The sequence below is a fragment of the Proteiniphilum saccharofermentans genome, from assembly GCF_900095135.1.
Taxonomy (GTDB): domain Bacteria; phylum Bacteroidota; class Bacteroidia; order Bacteroidales; family Dysgonomonadaceae; genus Proteiniphilum; species Proteiniphilum saccharofermentans.
In genome coordinates this window covers 49,042-66,846 of sequence record NZ_LT605205.1, presented here as the reverse complement: position 1 = coordinate 66,846, position 17,805 = coordinate 49,042, and the positions used below count along the sequence as shown (strand labels likewise).

Here is a 17,805-nt window from a genome sequence, read left to right as displayed (position 1 = left end):
TTATTTGAATATAATTATGCACAAAAACAAGCTTTTCCTTCTGGACGCCTATGCTCTTATTTATCGTTCCTATTATGCTTTCATCAGGAACCCGAGGGTAAACTCAAAAGGTGAGAATACATCTGCCATTTTCGGGTTTGTAAATACCCTGGAAGAAGTACTCCATAAGGAAAATCCATCACATATCGCGGTGGCTTTCGATCCTGATGGCCCTACTTTCCGTCATCAGGAATTCGAGGCCTATAAGGCGCAACGTGAAGCTACCCCTGAAGATATCAGGCGATCGGTTCCCATCATCAAGCAGGTCATTGCCGCTTACAATATCCCCATACTGGAAGTACCCGGCTATGAAGCAGATGATGTAATCGGCACTATTGCCAAACGAGTAGATAAGGACCGTTTTGATGTTTATATGATGACACCGGACAAAGACTACGGGCAGCTTGCCGAGTCCCATATCTTCATCTACAAACCCAAATACGGCAGCAATGATTTCGATATCCTGGACGATAAAAAGGTAATGGAAAAGTATGACCTCTCGAGTCCAACCCAGATGGTCGACCTGCTGGGGCTGATGGGAGATACCTCAGATAATATCCCCGGGTGCCCGGGAGTAGGAGAAAAGACGGCTATAAAACTGCTCAAAGAGTTCGGCACAATCGAAAACCTACTTGCACAAAGCCATCAACTGAAAGGTGCGTTGCAAAAGAAGGTAGAGGATAACCGGGAACAGATCCTTTTCTCAAAATTCCTTGCCACTATCAAGACGGATGTACCCATTGAGGTAAAAGAGGATGATTTTGCCCGGAAAGAGATAAACAGAGAGACCATGAAGGCACTTTTCGAAACGCTGGAATTCCGTACATTCCTGAATCGCATGTTCAACCAGACGCCTGCGGTCGTTGTATCCAAAGGGCCTGTACAGGGCAATCTGTTTGATACGGTCGAAGTCGAAGAGGAAACCGAAATAGAAACACTGCCGCCGGTCGAATTATCCGCCGGTTACACCGATATCCACACAACACCCCATCAATACACGATGATACGGTCGGAAGAGGAAATGGCAGGACTATGCAAAAAGTTGACGGCACAGCCATCGGTCTGCTTCGACACGGAAACTACCGGTATGGATCCGTTATTAAGTGACCTGGTGGGACTCTCCTTCGCGTTCAAGGAGGGGGAAGCCTGGTATGTACCTATTTCTGCCGACCGTGAAGAGGCCTGTCGCCAGGCAGCGATATTCAAGCCTTTCTTTGAAAATGAGGCTATCGATAAGATCGGGCAAAACCTCAAATATGATATCCTGTCACTCCGCAATTATGATATCCATGTGAAAGGGAAACTCTTCGACACCATGATCGCCCACTATCTCCTGAACCCGGAAATCCGGCACGGGATGGATTATATGGCTGAAACCTACCTGAAATACCGGACGATCCATATCGAAGAACTGATCGGCCCAAGAGGTAAGAACCAAAAAAGCATGCGCGATGTGGATCCGAAGATCGTGGTCGATTATGCCGCAGAAGATGCCGACATCACACTGAAACTGAAAAATATACTGGAACGGGAGATTCACGATAACAAACTGGAGAAGCTGTTCTACGACATTGAATGTCCTCTTATCTATGTGCTGGCCGATATGGAATGGACCGGGGTAAGGCTCGACCTGAAAGCATTGGAAGAGCTTTCTACCCAATACACCGCCGAACTGCAACGGATTGAAAAAGATATCACCGATATGGCCGGTATCGAGTTCAATGTCAATTCTCCCAAACAAATCGGTGAGATACTGTTTGACAGGCTGATGATCGTGGATAAGCCGAAAAAGACCAAGACCGGACAATATAAAACCAGTGAGGAAGAGCTGGAGAAAATCCGCTCGAAACATCCGATCATCGAAAAGATACTGGAGCAGAGGGGACTTAAAAAACTGCTCGGTACTTATATCGATGCATTCCCGCTGCTTATCAATCCCCGTACGGGTAAGATACACACCTCATTCAACCAGACGGTAGCCGCCACAGGACGCCTGAGCAGCACCAACCCCAATCTGCAGAATATCCCTATCCGTGATGAACGGGGTAAAGAGATGCGGAAAGTATTTATTCCCGACGAAGGATGCCTGTTTGTTTCATCGGACTACTCACAGATCGAACTGCGTATTATGGCTCACCTGAGCGGTGACAAGAACATGACCGAAGCGTTCAGTAAAGGGCAGGATATCCATGCCGCTACTGCTGCCAAGATCTATAAGATTCCCCTCGAAGAGGTCACCGGGGATATGCGGCGTAAGGCAAAGACAGCCAACTTCGGGATTATCTACGGTATCACACCCTTCGGCCTGTCAGAACGGCTTACCATCTCCCGTACCGAAGCCAAAGAACTGATCGATGGATATTTTGAGACTTTCCCGCAGGTGAAACAATATATGGATGAAAGCATTTCCCAGGCGCGTGAGAGAGGATTTGTAGAAACGATTTTAGGACGTAAACGGTATCTCGCCGATATCAACTCCCGGAATGCCATCGTACGTGGCTATGCTGAACGGAATGCCATCAACGCCCCTATCCAGGGGAGTGCGGCAGATATCATCAAAATGGCCATGATCCGCATCTTCACCAGGCTACAAAAGGAGAAGCTCCAATCCAAAATGATCCTTCAGGTACATGACGAATTGAATTTCAATGTATTCCCGGAGGAATTGGAAAAAGTAAAAGCAATTGTGACGGAGGAGATGGAAAATGCCTGTCAATTGTCAATCCCGCTGAAGACCGACATAGGGGTGGGGGAAAACTGGCTGGCAGCACACTAATCAATTAGCATATCAGTTGTATGCTCGACGGATTAGCGGAATTCGGTTACTGGGGACTACTGCTGGCTTCTTTTCTGGCAGCCACTATCCTGCCGTTAAGTTCGGAAGTGGTTTTCGCCGCGCTGATTGCCGCAGGATATGATATATGGAGTTGCATCACCTATGCCACGGTTGGAAACTCCATTGGCGGTGCAACCTGCTATTATCTGGGACGCTTAGGTAAAATAGAATGGCTCGAAAAGTGGTTTAATATAAAACGGGAGAAGATAGATAGCATGATCTCACGGTTGCAGACCAAAGGGGCAATTATGGGTTTTTTCGGCTTTCTCCCCGGTGTGGGAGACCTGATGCTGGTCGCATTAGGCTTCATGCGGGCCAACACACCCATAGTGATGATATCAATGACTGCCGGTAAATTTCTGCGGTATCTGGTGATCGCTTTCGGCACCGACCGCATCCTTTCATGGTTTTAATGGAACAGCCGCTCACTTTTAGTTTTTAATTTTTCATTTTTCACTATTCATTTTTCACTATTTATTCACATGTCCACCATACTTTTTCATGAGATTGTTTTTGGGCCTATCCACAGCAGGAGGCTGGGGGTATCGCTTGGAATGAACCTGCTGCCGTATGACGGTAAGCTCTGTTCATTCGACTGTATCTATTGCGAATGCGGGTTCAATAAGGATTTCCGTACAAAGACCAAATTACCCGACCGGGAAAATGTACGGGCGGCGCTGGAAGATAAACTGTTATCGCTCCGCCGGGAAGGAATCACACCCGATGTAATCACTTTTGCCGGTAACGGGGAACCGACGATGCATCCTGAATTCAAGGGTATCATTGATGACACCATAGAGTTACGGAACCGTTATTTCCCCGATGCCAAAATAAGTGTGCTGACAAACGGTATGCACCTCAACAAGCCCGAGGTATTCGAGGCACTCCAAAAGATAGAGAATCCCATAGTGAAACTCGACTCGGCACTCGATAAGACCGTACGTCTGCTCGACCGTCCCAACGCACCAGGATATTCAGTGGCCAAACAGGTAGAACGCTATAAGCGTTTCAAAGGTGATTTTATCCTACAGACTATGTTCGTGAGAGGCCGGTTCGAGGGAAAGGAGATAGACAACACCACCGAAGAGGAGATTTCAGCATGGTTAGAGCTCGTCAGGGCGCTTAATCCCCGCGAGGTGATGATCTACACCATCGACCGGGAAACGCCCGCTAAAGAGCTTGAAAAAGTGCCTGTCGGCGATTTGCAGAAAATAGCTGCCAGGGTGGAAGGGTTAGGGATACAAACAAACGTGGCGGGATAAGGCTCTTTCATCTTACTTCAAACATTTATGCATCAGGTCATTGCACTGGACAACGTTATACCAAGGATGCCCGATTCACCTTTCACACAACCTATCAACTGGCAAATTAACAGTGATGAGGTTTGGGGCATTACAGGGCGTAACGGAAGTGGTAAATCATTACTATCGGAACTGATATGTGGAAAGATAGCAATACAATCAGGTAATATCCGGTATCATTTTTCAGATGATCCGGATAAAAAAGGCGGTTTCCGGTTACCTTCCCAACAGATCAGGAAGATCGAGTTCAACGCCGCCTATTCCCTACTCGATTACCGTAAGCTATTCTATCAACAACGATTCAATAACTCCGAAAATGAAGAAATACCGTTGGTAAGTGATCTATTACCATTAGACAACCTCTCCGAAGAGAATCGTCTTATTTTCAAAACTTTCCATCTTTTCGACCTAATGGATCGGAAGTTTATCCACCTGTCAAGTGGAGAATTACGGAAATTCCTTATAGCTAAGGTATTGCTCGACAACCCGAAAATGCTGATATTCGATAATCCCTTTATCGGTCTGGATGAAGAATCGCGTAAGTCTCTCAATGCAATGTTTGTGTTTCTTCTTAACCGCTATAATATCCGGCTATTGTTTATTTCTCCGTCATTCGACGACCTGCCGGCCTGCACAACGCATATCTTGGAAATGAAACACTGCTCGGTCAACTTCCGTGGAGAAAAATCTGATTTTATCCCGGAAAGCCTGTCTATGACAGCTTCTCTTCCCGGAATCAACTGGGATGATTTCACACCCGAAGACCGTAACCCCGAAAGCAACGAACTTGTATCGATGACCCATGTGGATATTGCTTACGGGAAAAGAATCATTCAGAAGGATGTCAACTGGACAATCTTAAAGGACGAAAAATGGGCGCTATTGGGGCCTAATGGTTCCGGGAAGTCGACCTTACTCAGTTATATCTTTGCCGACAATCCGCAGGCATATGCTAAGAATATACGCCTCTTTGGGAGAAAAAGAGGAACCGGGGAAAGCATTTGGGATATCAAACGGCGTATTGGCTTCAGCTCTTCAGAATTACACCTCTATTACAGGGAAAATGTAAGTTGTTCGGCGGTGGTTGCCTCCGGATTTTTCGACAGTATCGGATTATACCGCAAGTGCAATGCACAACAGACTCTTCTCTCGGAGAAATTAATGGAAATATTACAAATAGCACACTTGAAAGAAAGGCCGTTCCTGAAAGTCTCTTCGGGCGAACAGCGGTTACTCTTTTTTGCCAGGGCGCTGATCAAAAATCCTGAATTATTGATCCTTGATGAGCCTTTCCACGGATTAGACCGGCATAACAAAATACGGTGTACATCCATCGTAGAGTCTTTTGCACACCAAAACGGGAAGTCCCTCATCTATGTCACACACAGAAAAGAAGAGATCCCCGATTGTATAAATCACTTTATGGTCTTGCAACAATACGAAGAGATCTCTTCCGAAGAATAAAACAGAAAAATTTCCTGTTATTTCATTTTTTCCAGCAATTCATCCGTCATGTCTATCGTTCTGGGCCTGAGGACAGTCAACTGCAGGATAATGGCAATGACAACCGCTCCGATCATCGCAATAAAAACAGTATTCATATGACCGGCATCCAACGCTTTACCTAGCTCATTGGTAATCACTGCCCCGGCAGAAATACCTGCCAGATTCATAAACCCGTAACCGGTGGCACGATAACGTGACGGCACAAACTGGCAGAGGATCGGCATATTATTCACATCGAAGATCCCGAATCCAAGACCGAACATAAGTGCTCCGGTAACAATCAAGGCCAAACCACTACCGTAACCGATCAACACCAATGCCGGAATAGTGAGTCCCAATCCGATCACACCAGTATAGATCCGTCCTTTTAACCGCTTCGCTACCCAACGGTCGGACATATATCCTCCGACCAACACACCGACTAACGACGCCATTGCCAATGTCATAGTCGACAAAGGCCCTGCTTTTTCCATTCCCATATTGAGTGATTCCGAGAACAGTGTCGGCAGCCAGTTTTTAGTCGCCCATCCCGGCAGACTCGGTGCAGAAAAGTAAAAGAGGATTACCCAGAATGCAATATTGGAGAAAAGCATGGACAGCCCCTTTCCCATTGCACTGAATTCCTGCCTGACAGACCTCTTCCTGGTTGTATCGATCGAATAGGTTTTCCTTTCACGCAAAAAGGCAATCAACAACAAACTATACATCATTCCGATAAGGCCAAATGTATGAAATGTAAACTGCCAGGAGGTACCTGCGGCCAGAGTCGCTCCGAATCCACCGAATGCCTGCCCGAGATAGATCCCTGAAGTGTGGAATCCAATGGCTAATGACCGGGTTTTTCCCTGATGATAATCCGCAATCAGGGAGAGGGCGGCAGGTACATAAAAAGCCTCACTGACACCCATAGCGGCCCTCAGAATATATAACTGGTCTATATTCCGGGCATACCCCATGGTAAGGGTTACTCCCGACCAGACAAAGAGGCTGACCACGATCAGCCATTTGCGGTTCAGCCGGTCGGCAATAACACCCGATAATGGACTCATAAAGGCGTATATCCAGAGAAATACCGCCATCAGCCGTCCAAAATTGGTTGCGGTAACCAGTTCTGCTATATCCACTTCCATAAATGGTTTCATGGTGGCAAGCATCTGCCGGTCGAGATAGTTCAACAGCGCTACAAACCACAGCATGCCCACCACTAACCATGGATAGGATTTTTTTGAGGTTAAATTTAACATAAGCCTCATCAATTTAGAGCTTCAATTGCACGTATTTGATCCTCTCGCGATTATAGGTATAAGTCACATGGATAATCCCGTCCTTATCCTGTATAATGGCAGGGTAGCTGAATTCACCGGAGGGTTGGTCTTCCAGATCGATCAGCTTCTCCCATATTTTACCGTCATATGAACCGGCTATCGCCAATTTATTCCTACCTGAGGTAACCGGATTGTAGATAATCAACTGCAAGCCACCGGATAGGGTCACAGCATCCGTACCGGAGTTATTATTGGGCAGCTCGGTCGGTGCCAGGGGCGACCATGTTTTACCGTTGTCATACGACCAGGACTCCACTACTCTTTCGTTTTTCGAGCGGCAGAGAATTTGAAGGGCTCCATCCTTATGGAATAATACTGAAGGCTGGATAGCGTCAAAACCATTATTGTCGACCTCTATCTTTTCCCAATCCGTCAGATCCTGGTTCGACATCTCCATATAGACATTCCATTTGCCTACAATCTCTATACTGGTAGGGTAGAGTATTTTGCCTCCGGGGATGATGACCGGTTTGTTTTTGATCGGCCCGAGGCATCCGCGCGGAATAGCCTCCATGGCAGACCAACTCTTACCTTCATCGGTCGATATCTTGTATTCACCCCACCAGGTACTGGGACTTGGCCCTACTTTGTAATAAAGGATCAAGTCCCCATTGTCACGTTTGAACAGAACCGGATTCCAGCTGGGAAATCTCTGTGACTCATTCTGTACGCCATCGGCCACTTTAACAGGTTCGCTCCATTGGCCATTTTTGAATCTGGAAGTATAAATACTCACATCGGGATGCCTCTCGTAGGTACCCCCGAACCATGCTGCCAATATGCCATCCCCTGTCTCCACAATGGTCGAGGCATGTGCTGAAGGCACTGAAGCCGGCTCCGGGATTATTTCCGAATGAAGGATTACCGGTTTAATTGCACGTAACCGGCTCCTGTCAGTTTGCTCAGAAAAAGAGTCGTTGCCAGACACTCGTCCTGCCGATAGTAAAAGCAGGCATAACAGCAGTGCAATGTTATTATTTTTCAATACCATATAACTTTAATACTTTGGTAAGAATATCGGTATTCTCGTATATCCCGGCAAATTCGGCTGCACCTGCACCATAGGCAAACACGGGAACCATCACGGCGGAATGCCCTTTTGTACCATAATTGGCTTCTACTTCCCCGGTCGACAGGTCACCTCCTGTAAGCGACATGCCTCCTGTCTCATGGTCTGCGGTAATAATGACAAGCGTATTGGGATCCTGGTCCGCATAATCGAAAGCCACTTTAATAGCCCGGTCGAAATCCAGCATTTCACTGATAGTGGCATCCTTATCATTCGCATGGCAAGCCCAATCGATTTGGGAACCTTCCACCATCAGACAAAAGCCTTTGTCATTGTTTTTCAGAAGATTGATAGCCGCCTGTACACTTTCGGGAAGGAATTCCCCCCTTTCAGGATAGAGAGCCGGATGTTCGTCTGCTACCAAACCTGCCAGTTTGCCCGAGCCGACTTTCTTGATATCGTCCAGATTGAAAGCAATCTGGAAACCTTTTGCAGACAGTTTATCGAGCAGATTCTCGTTATCAGAGCGACTATCGAAGTATTTCTTTCCTCCTCCAATAAAGACCGAAAGATCAGAATTCACAAAATCGACTGCGATCTCCTCTTCCATTTTACGACTAGGCTGGTGGGCAACAAATGATGCCGGCGTAGCATGGGTAACGGCACAACTCACTACAACCCCAGTAGACAAACCGTTTTCAGCTGCATACTCCAGCATCGATTTAACCGGATTCCCATCAGGATCAACACCAATAGCACCGTTCTTTGTTTTGGTTCCGCATGCGATGGCGGTACCGCCTGCGGCTGAATCTGTTATATAACTGTTTGCTGAATAGGTCTTGGAGAAGCCTACAAATTGACTCTTTTCGAGGAAGAGCATTCCCTTATTTGCCGTCAATCCCGCATACACCTGGCTGACACCCATGCCGTCTCCAATCATCACAATCACGTTCTTTACCTGCGGGGCAGCCTTTTCTTCGGTCTTATTACCTGTAGATGCACATTGTACAAAGAATATCGATAAAACAATAAGAAGCAATAAATGAATTTTTTTCATACGATTATTTTTTTTTATATTTCGGTGTATGGAACCTTTGATATTTAAAATAATCATTCCCTTCGGATGTCTAATGATTATTTTAAACATGTCGGTTTCATACGATAATATTTAATTTTTTTAATTGATGATTCAAGTTTCGTAAATAAATTCGGTCAAAAACTTATAACGACCGGAACTGCTCCTGCATATAGGAGAGCGCCGGCTGGATCTCCTGTGGCAGGTCTTTCCACCTGCACTCAATAGAGACACATCCTTTATAGCCAATCTCTTTCAATGCCTTGAAATAGAGCCTGAAGTCATCCCCTTTGGTCCCTGGGGAAGTGCGTTCTTCTCTTTCGGCAATATGGCAATGGCGGATATATTTGCCATACTTCACTATTTCCGAAGCCGGCTCATCTTCCCGCATCATGTGATATATATCACATAGTAACTTCAAATTGGGATGATTGACCGCTTCCACGATACGGGCGCCTTCCTCCAGGGAATTGACCAGATTGGTTTCTGCCCTGTTCAAAGGCTCGATAACCACGGTCACATTGTATTTCTTGGCTAATGGAGCAATCTTTCTACAAAAAGCGATAAACTGCTCCGTAGCTTGTCCCTTACTGACATTCTCCGGTACATTACGGGCTTTTCCGCTTCCGAAAACGATATAGGGAATATTTGCCATCCCGGCCCTACGCAGAGCGGAGTCGGCCCATACCACCGCCTCATCCTGTTTGGCTTCAGGGCCGATAAGTGGCAAACTGCCCGGAATAAAACTGGTACAGGAAATAACTCTGGCATTTAATCTCTTTATTTCATCCAGATGTTCCTGAAACTCAGCATCACTTTTATCAGGCATCAGGTATGCCACATTTGATTCGACATACTGATACCCTGTCGCTTTAAGCAACGGATAATTGGATACACTTGTACACACAGCAAATTCCGGCTCATAAGTGTTGGAAAAAGAGGTCATTCCAAGCATAAGGCATATCAGTACCATACTGTAATAAAAAAGCTTCATAAGGCAATATTATTTAGTACTTAAACATCTTACCTCCAGCCATGATCTGTTGTGTTGCCGGATCGTACACCGCACGCATACCTGTCCGGTAGGCGGCGTTAGCCATGGCACAGGCAATAGTGTGGCTATGCCCTGCTTCCACCGGGCAGTTGGTGGCCACATTCTTCGCCCTGACACACTCCATCCAGTTACGCATATGGGCGGATGTGAGGGGATCGCCTCCCGTATTGGCTTCCGCTTCCACGGTAACGCTCGGCAATGTGAACTTGTCGAGCAGGTTGGCCTTTAATCCCATGGCTGATGCCTCACGCTCACGCAGCCCGCCCTCGGGAGTAATTTCGTTGGTATCCAGGTTCAACATCCCGCCGTTCGAATAGTAAAGTTCCTTTGTACCCCCGGCAGAATTACTGAAACGGGACGAATAAACCACCTGGAAACCCTTCTCCTGATCATCCAGCGGCCCGTAATCGAATACCGAGGTCAGCGTATCGGCGTTGGTACGGCCGTCTTTCCACTGGTAAATCCCTCCGTTGGATACCACGCTGCGCGGGTAGGGGAAGCCGGTGAACCAGTGTACCGTGTCGATCTGGTGACACATCCATTGTCCCGGTATGCCCGACGAATAGGGCCAGAAGAGGCGATATTCAAGATATTTGCGTGGGTCCCACGCCACTTTGGGACGGTTCATCAGATAGCGGTTCCAGTCCACATCGCTCTCCCGGATAGAAGCACATAAGTCCGGCCTTCTCCAACGGCCCGGTTGGTTCACGTTCCAGCACATCTCGGCAATCACGATATCACCGAATTTTCCGGATTGGATATAATCATGGGCAGCATGGTAATTTGCCCCACTACGGCGCTGTGATCCTATCTGCACCACGATACCGCTTTCCTTGCAGGCTTTTAATGCGGCATTGGCATCATCCATGGTTTCCGCAAACGGTTTTTCGCAATAGGCATCCTTGCGCGCTTTTGCGGCCTCCACCAGATGCAGGGCGTGCTGGAAATCTGCCGTGCTGATAATGACCGCATCAATGTCGTTCCGGTCATACAGTTCTTCGTTATTGCGGCACAGGGCGACATCCCATCCGGTTTTTTCCTTGATATAGGCTCTTCCCTCCTCACGACGGCGGTTCCAGATATCCGACAGTGCTACCAGTTCGAAATTCAACTCCCTGGCATGGTTCATAAAGCTGGGTAAAAGCGAACTCCTGAACCTGTCGGAAAAACCGACAACACCTACCCGGATCTTATCATTCGCACCGGGGATATGGGCATAACTCTTAGCGCTCAGATCAAAACCGGTACCTCCAATGGCCATAGCAGCTACCCCGGCCGATACTTTTTTAATAAACTCCCTTCTATTTTCCATGACGCATATAATTTATGTTGTTAATTGATTATAGTTTACTGCTAATACGATTTTAATCAATATATCTTTATAAGCCAGATATCACAAACCTTAGAATATTGACGCCAGTTCAGGTGAGACTCTTCCGGTTCATCAAAGGATACTTCCAGCTTACCGTCCTGAAAAAATCGCCTATCTATGGGAAACTCTTTGAATTCCTCCAGTTCCTTATTGTAGAGGGTAGGTGATATGCGCTCTCCATCCACCCTGAGCAATGCATCGCCATATCCGGCTATACGGATCAGGTAACGTGCTTTCGGATCAAGATCCTCATACAGGAGTTGCGGGAAGTTCTGGAATAACTGGGTAGATAGCCTTTTACGGCTCTTTCCACGATCCCACCAGGCCACATCGGTAGCATCATAGACCGTTGTCTTTACCCGCGGACTCTGGCTGATATTCGATATGTTATCGTAATAGCTCCCCTTCCCGGGATTTTCCCATCCGGCGATCACTTCTAAAGCCGAAAGTTTTTCGGCTTCGGTTTCCATTTGTCCGATCTTTTCAAACTGGTCGGACAACCACCAGCGGTTGTTCAGCGGATAGTCCACGAAATCGAGGACACAGCCTCGTTCAGCCCCGCTGGCCTGATATTTTTCCACACTTGTCTGCAAACCTATCGAGTGATACAACGCATCACAATACCCATCGATCTTCTTTCTCAACGAAGGGGCAATATTTACCAGGTCGGCTTCATTCACTTTCTCCAAAGCCAGTTTCATCGCTTTGGCAGCACCCATTTCCGGGGCCTGCCCGAGCAATTTATTGGCTTCCTGTTCCAACCCTTGTTCGTATAACTTCCGCCTCTTGGTATAAGTGTCATAATAAGCGCGGAGAAGCAGCATCTGCCAGCGCCAGTCGTTTTGTAAGCGGGGATAGGCCTCCTCAAATTGCTGCCAGCGCAGGAAAGTCATCTCTATCCCCCCGTTTGCCTCTATCGGGCCGTCCCAGTTGCGTTCCAATCCCAGTATGGCGTCTGCTACACGATCATCGGGTTTGGTGCCAAAGAAGAACCGTACGTATTGTTCCGTAATGCCAGTGGCATCTTCCTCCATACTCCATCCTTTCCGGCTCCAGATAAACTTGTTCAGATCATCATGTGCCCCGTCGGAGTAGGTGAGGAAGCCATCGGTGAAAGGGGCATACCGGTCATGTAATCCGGCATAGTAAAACGGCTGTGGGTTGACCGGCTCACGACCCAACGTAAGGGCAAACGCCTGATCCCATCGGAGGGTGGGGTAGAGGCAACGGACAGTATGGGTAATATCGGCATAATGGCGATGCATATATTTCTTTGGCAGACGATAGCGCGTGTCGGACAGGGGAGGGCTACCCGGACCGCTTACTACTCCCCGCAACCAATCAGGATTTTCTGTCTCCAGGTAATGGTAAAAATAATCGATCTGCTCATCGCTGAAACCCTGCAATGAAACCCAGACACCTGCCCGGGGGTGGTACTTCTCCAGCTCAGCGGCAATCGCTTTTAGGAAAGGCATCACATACCGCGGATGATTATCTCCCGGATCACCGCCCGGCACAAAGACATGGCTCAGATGCGGACACTCCCTGTAATAATCACTGTGTTTTTTCACTTCCGTACGGAACAGGCTTTCATCCGACAGATCCACATTAGCCGGTGTCCAGACCCAATAATCAATGCCATAATTTTTGCATATGGTACTTATATGCCGGTTCATCTCTTCCTTGGATAGTTTCATATGGGGACTGGGCGTATTGTCAAAAGGAATGGTCTCAATACAGTTTGTCCCGAAAATGACCAACTCCCGGATATATTGCTCATACTGCTCCTTTGTCCATGCATCGTAAGAATTGGCGGTATTGCGATAGCCCAATTGATGTCCCCTGACAGGATACTCCGGTGCGCTTTGTATGGCGTTTGAAGAATCGAACAATATCTGCTTGTCGGCAAGCAATGATGTACGCAGCAGATGTCCTGTAGCGAACAAAACCCCACGCTCATCCGCCCCGATAAGCCAGACAATCGGATGGGAGTTATCTTCTTCTACCACGACACTGAATGATTCGGCCTGTAAGGATAATCGAGTCTTTTCAGGAAGTGGTTTACCGTTCAATACCCCATCCGAGGAGAGCGCCAAGGCAATAACGGGTGAGCCACTCCAGCCATCGGTTATGCCTAAATGGATGTCCGTACGCTTGCGGACCTCTTCCTGCAGAACCCGGATGATAGTTTCCTTGACTGGGGATTTGATAGAAGGCGACACAAATAATCTGCTGCCGGAGAGATCGATCTCACCGGCATAAAGAGTTGAGGGTATACACAGTAAAGCAATACAGATTTTTAATACTGCATCCCATTTATTCATGATCTTAGGTCTATACATGGCAGCCAATCTGTTATTTTTTTATCCGTTCTACATTTATTCCCTGTATAATTACCGAAGGTTCAGATATTGCATCAGCCAGACTACAGCGAGCCGTAACCGTTTTTGTGTCATCATTCACCAAAGATACATAATTATCACTCCAATACACCGGAAGTATCGGATTTTCTGTCTGATTATCTACTAATAACAGTTCTATACTGAATGCGATATTCTTGCTGGTATTGCTCAATTCTATCTCCACAACCCATTCGTCGCCCTCTTTGTACACTTTCTTTGTAGCCCCCACCTGCGGCTGAGGCAGGTTATTCAACTCGTGGAAATCGGCATATCGCTTTTGGGGAGTATAGAACCAATAGTATTGATCCCAATCCATCTGATCTTCCTGACCCGACAACCAATAAAAATTGTCGGCAACCAGCTTGTGCTGACTGTCATGCAAGGTTAAGTTCAGGAAATAGGTTTCTTTTTTACCGGGTAGTTCCGGTAATTCGGTAAAAACGACGGATGTATTCTCTTTTACAGACAACTTTTTCCCCTGTTCGAATATTATTTTGGACTGACTGTCGTACAATGTTGCCCTGACCGTATGTTCGGTAATATCACCCAATACATCGTTGGAAACATATATTTTCCTGTCATGATAGTTGTAAATGATATTGATGGGTTGGCATGCTTTCTTTGTGCCGAAATAGGCGCCGGTAGGCATTAAAAACCAATCGTAAAGTTGCCAGTAAAATTCCGGCCAGGCTGAATTCAACTGCCATTGCACCACTCCCGTTGCTACCGGACGGTTTACGACGAATGCCTCGAACATCGGCCGGATAGCTTCATAATTCGCCCATTGCGCCTTCATGGCCAGTTCTTCCAGACTCTCCGGTGTGCCGTATCTTTTGTTTAACGCATTCAGGTAGACTTTCACACTGTTGAAGTCTTTCCGTCCCGAGTGATAATCCCACATCTCGTTCAATGGCGGCCAAAGATATTCTTCGGGGATCATTTTCCTGATACTGCTTATCGGGGGTATTTGCGGTCCGGGACCTGTTTCTGTATTGAACCCGAAAGCGCCCCCCAGTTTTTTATCTTCGAACCAATAGACGGGAGGGACGTATTCATAAGGCCCGTTCATCTTCATCCCCGTTACCCCGGAGAGCTCGCTGGTAAAATCACCGGCAGAGACCAGTAACGAACGGCTTTTGTCATACCTCTCCATTGTCTCGGCGTATTTCTTTTCCAATGAGGGCTTAGGCATGGCATCGCTACCCACCGCCCAGACAAAAATAGAGGGGTGGTTACGCAGCCACAACAGCTGATCCCTGAACATATCCGATAACAATTGTTCTTCTTCAGGAGTGATTTTCACGCCATATTTATCGACCCCTTCATTGATGGGAATATTCTCATCCTCTTCCGGAACCTCCATCTCCAGGCCGAGGTAATCGGGCCATTCCCATTGGCAGCTCCATCCGACCATCAGCAGGATACCGTTTTCGTCGCAGAGGTCATATATCTCCCGGCTCGTCCCCCAGAAGCCTTCAAACCGGAGAGAATTAAGGTTCATTTCCTTTACGTAGCGTATCTGCGCCCTGTTACTACGGGTGTTATCACGAAGAAAGAGGTCATCTACCCAACCGGCACTCTTGATCAGCACTTCCCTTCCGTTTACTTTATATCCCCGTACGTTTTGTTCATTGAGATAGGTATCTATGGTACGGATACCGAAGCGGACCGTCGCCGTGTCGCAGAGCGTATTCCCCTCTTTCAGCGACAGATGCATGGTGTACATTTCCGGATTTCCCAGTCCGTTTGGCCACCAGAGACGGGGATTCTTTATGGTCAACTCTTTGAATTTTTCAGGGCCGAGTTCGGCCAGAAAGATCTTACCCGGTTCCACAGTAAAAGTCTCACTGACCACACTGTTTTCTATCCTGGCTTCCAGGGTCATTTTTTTTGGTTCGGAATGATGATTGGTCAGTTCTGTCGAAATGGACAGGGTGGCTTCATCCAATGTTTCGGTGTTCACATCGGTTATCACAAAAGGACGGTCGATTGAAGCCTTTCCACTCCGCTTGATCCTTACCGGCCGGTACACACCCATGTTATGGTCGGGTGGGACAGGTGCCCAGTCGACAAACCCCATATAGAAATCACCCGGCTGCGGAGGCAATATCTCGATAGCCAGATTATTTCCCGATTCCAAAGCGATAGAGGTGATATCACAGGCAAACTGTCGGAAGGCTCCGAAAGCACTGTCTGCCGAAAGGATCAACCGTCCGTTCAGCCAGACATTGGCGCTGTAATTGATGCCGTCCAGCAGCAACTTCGTCTGTTCTTTCTCCGGATCGAACCCGGTCAGGTCGAAAGAGGTCCGGTACCACCAGTTTTTTTTGAACTGCTCAACCGGTATCTCTTCCAGATTCATACCAAAAAAGGGGGCTTCATATACGCCTGCATTGCATAATGCCCCTAACACCGTGGCGGGTAAAGATGTTTGTATCCAGTTATCCGTCACCGGAGAGACAGATAATGTCTCTCCATCCTGATCCAATCCCTCAGCAGAATGGATATACCAGTTATCGGTCAAAACCAGTTCTTCAATCGTGCTTTTCTGCGTACAGGACCACAAAAAGAAAAGGCCTGCCAACGTAATGATAATATGACTTAACTTCATAGGATTATATCTCCCTCTATTTATTTTGACATAATTGTATCTGTTATCTCCTCCATCAGGTTATTTTTTCCACCTTCCTGCTTTTTGAGCGTGAACTTGTCATATAACCTCCCCGTAGCGGTATACGCCTCATAGGTCAGCTCGCCGGAGTCTATCCGGATAATCTGATATAACTGTATTTTCTCAGCGGATCGATGCATCCATTCCTGCTTGTCGAGTTGGTATAGTTTCGGTCCACTGACGGAGACAATATATGCAGTCCCTTCGGAATGGGTGCGGGCATAGGTATGATCATGCCCCGTCAAGACCAGGTCGACTTTAAATTCGTCGAACAAAGGTTTCCACAAACTGCGTAATTCCGGGTTATCACGACCTGCTTTTGGAGAAAATATCGGGTGGTGAAAGGTAACGATTGTCCATTTCTGCGGATTATGGGAAAGCAGATCCCGTAACCATTGTTCCTGCTCTTCTTGTTTCTCATTCGAATTGAGTGAAATGATCCGCACTCCCTGGTAATCGATATAATAACAACTCTCTTTTACTCCCTCGGGTCCATTCTGGGGGAAAGTGAACTGAGGCTGCCAGAAGCTGCTTAAACGTGGTGAACCGGATTCAGCGTGGCGGTCACGAGAATACTCATGATTTCCGGGAGTGGCAATTACCGGCACAGAAGCATTCACCCATCCCGGAGCATTGAACCATTCACCCCATTGATCATCATTTTCGGCCCTGTTAATGAGGTCTCCGGCATGAAGCGTGAATGCCGCATAGGGAGCATGTCGAAAGGCCTGATGGAAAACGCGTGACCAATAAGTTTTAATATCTGCCTGCGCATCGCCGAAGTAAATAAATGAAAAGGGTTCCGGGTTGGGGGAAGCAGTCCTGAAATGAAACCATTCAGTCCATACATCCCCATCCCCTACCCGATATGTATAAGTGGTTCCGGGAAGCAGTCCCGTGAAGTTCACACTATGGTAACAGACCTCTCCACCCAATTCACTGCTAAATGTTGTGGTTGTCGCTTCTATCTCAGTAGGCCTGATATCATGTCCATTCTCTTCTGCCACGGCAATCTGTGCCAGCGCGCGTTGCACGGAGCGATCCGTCCTCCAGGTGACAGCCTGGGAGTTGGATGGATTCCCCGCCCAGGTTAATACCACTCTGTCAGGATAAGGAGAAGCTGCAATGAAAGAAAATGCAACGAAGCAAAAGAATAGTCTGACAGAGATAGCCTGTATTGTAGAATAAAGTCTGTTGTAGCGCATCTCTTTATTG

At 47.3% G+C, this 17,805-nt stretch carries 12 protein-coding genes; 4 read left to right on the top strand and 8 right to left on the bottom strand.

The features are described from left to right. Nucleotides 1-16: 16 nt before the first annotated feature. The 4 genes from polA to PSM36_RS00195 all read left to right on the top strand — a co-directional run bounded on the left by polA (nt 17) and on the right by PSM36_RS00195 (nt 5,640). The gene (polA, locus tag PSM36_RS00210; protein ID WP_076928274.1) at nt 17-2,815 is read left to right on the top strand and encodes a DNA polymerase I; all 2,799 of its coding nucleotides are present in this window, start codon (nt 17-19) and stop codon (nt 2,813-2,815) included. A 20-nt stretch (nt 2,816-2,835) separates the two neighbouring features. Next, the gene (locus PSM36_RS00205; RefSeq protein WP_076928273.1) at nt 2,836-3,288 is read left to right on the top strand and encodes a YqaA family protein; all 453 of its coding nucleotides are present in this window, start codon (nt 2,836-2,838) and stop codon (nt 3,286-3,288) included. A gap of 69 nt (nt 3,289-3,357) precedes the next feature. Beyond that, nucleotides 3,358-4,137 (top strand): radical SAM protein, encoded by a 780-nt coding sequence (locus PSM36_RS00200; protein WP_076928272.1) that lies wholly within the window; start codon nt 3,358-3,360, stop codon nt 4,135-4,137. 27 nt (nt 4,138-4,164) lie between these two features. Continuing rightward, nucleotides 4,165-5,640: an ATP-binding cassette domain-containing protein gene (locus PSM36_RS00195; protein ID WP_076928271.1), complete on the top strand. Its 1,476-nt coding sequence runs from the start codon at nt 4,165-4,167 to the stop codon at nt 5,638-5,640. Nucleotides 5,641-5,657: 17 nt separating this feature from the next. Here PSM36_RS00195 and PSM36_RS00190 read toward each other — a convergent pair whose 3' ends face one another. The 8 genes from PSM36_RS00190 to PSM36_RS00155 all read right to left on the bottom strand — a co-directional run bounded on the left by PSM36_RS00190 (nt 5,658) and on the right by PSM36_RS00155 (nt 17,795). Then, nucleotides 5,658-6,926 (bottom strand): MFS transporter, encoded by a 1,269-nt coding sequence (locus tag PSM36_RS00190; protein WP_076928270.1) that lies wholly within the window; start codon nt 6,924-6,926, stop codon nt 5,658-5,660. A 13-nt stretch (nt 6,927-6,939) separates the two neighbouring features. Then, nucleotides 6,940-7,998 (bottom strand): sialidase family protein, encoded by a 1,059-nt coding sequence (locus tag PSM36_RS00185; protein WP_232001483.1) that lies wholly within the window; start codon nt 7,996-7,998, stop codon nt 6,940-6,942. Further along, the gene (locus tag PSM36_RS00180; protein ID WP_076931948.1) at nt 7,982-9,073 is read right to left on the bottom strand and encodes an alkaline phosphatase; all 1,092 of its coding nucleotides are present in this window, start codon (nt 9,071-9,073) and stop codon (nt 7,982-7,984) included. Before PSM36_RS00180 ends, PSM36_RS00185 begins: the two co-directional genes overlap by 17 nt. Nucleotides 9,074-9,236: 163 nt before the next feature. Then, the gene (locus PSM36_RS00175) at nt 9,237-10,085 is read right to left on the bottom strand and encodes a sugar phosphate isomerase/epimerase family protein (RefSeq protein ID WP_076928269.1); all 849 of its coding nucleotides are present in this window, start codon (nt 10,083-10,085) and stop codon (nt 9,237-9,239) included. Nucleotides 10,086-10,098: 13 nt separating this feature from the next. Then, entirely contained in the window at nt 10,099-11,457 is a 1,359-nt protein-coding gene (locus tag PSM36_RS00170) for a Gfo/Idh/MocA family protein (RefSeq protein WP_076928268.1), read from the bottom strand. A gap of 56 nt (nt 11,458-11,513) precedes the next feature. After that, nucleotides 11,514-13,859, bottom strand: a complete 2,346-nt coding sequence (locus PSM36_RS00165; protein ID WP_076928267.1) for a hypothetical protein — start codon at nt 13,857-13,859, stop codon at nt 11,514-11,516. Nucleotides 13,860-13,872: 13 nt separating this feature from the next. After that, on the bottom strand, nt 13,873-16,530 hold the full coding sequence (locus PSM36_RS00160) for a glycosyl hydrolase 2 galactose-binding domain-containing protein (protein WP_076928266.1): 2,658 nt from the start codon (nt 16,528-16,530) through the stop codon (nt 13,873-13,875). Nucleotides 16,531-16,550: 20 nt separating this feature from the next. Further along, entirely contained in the window at nt 16,551-17,795 is a 1,245-nt protein-coding gene (locus PSM36_RS00155) for a purple acid phosphatase family protein (RefSeq protein ID WP_076928265.1), read from the bottom strand. Nucleotides 17,796-17,805 lie beyond the last annotated feature (10 nt).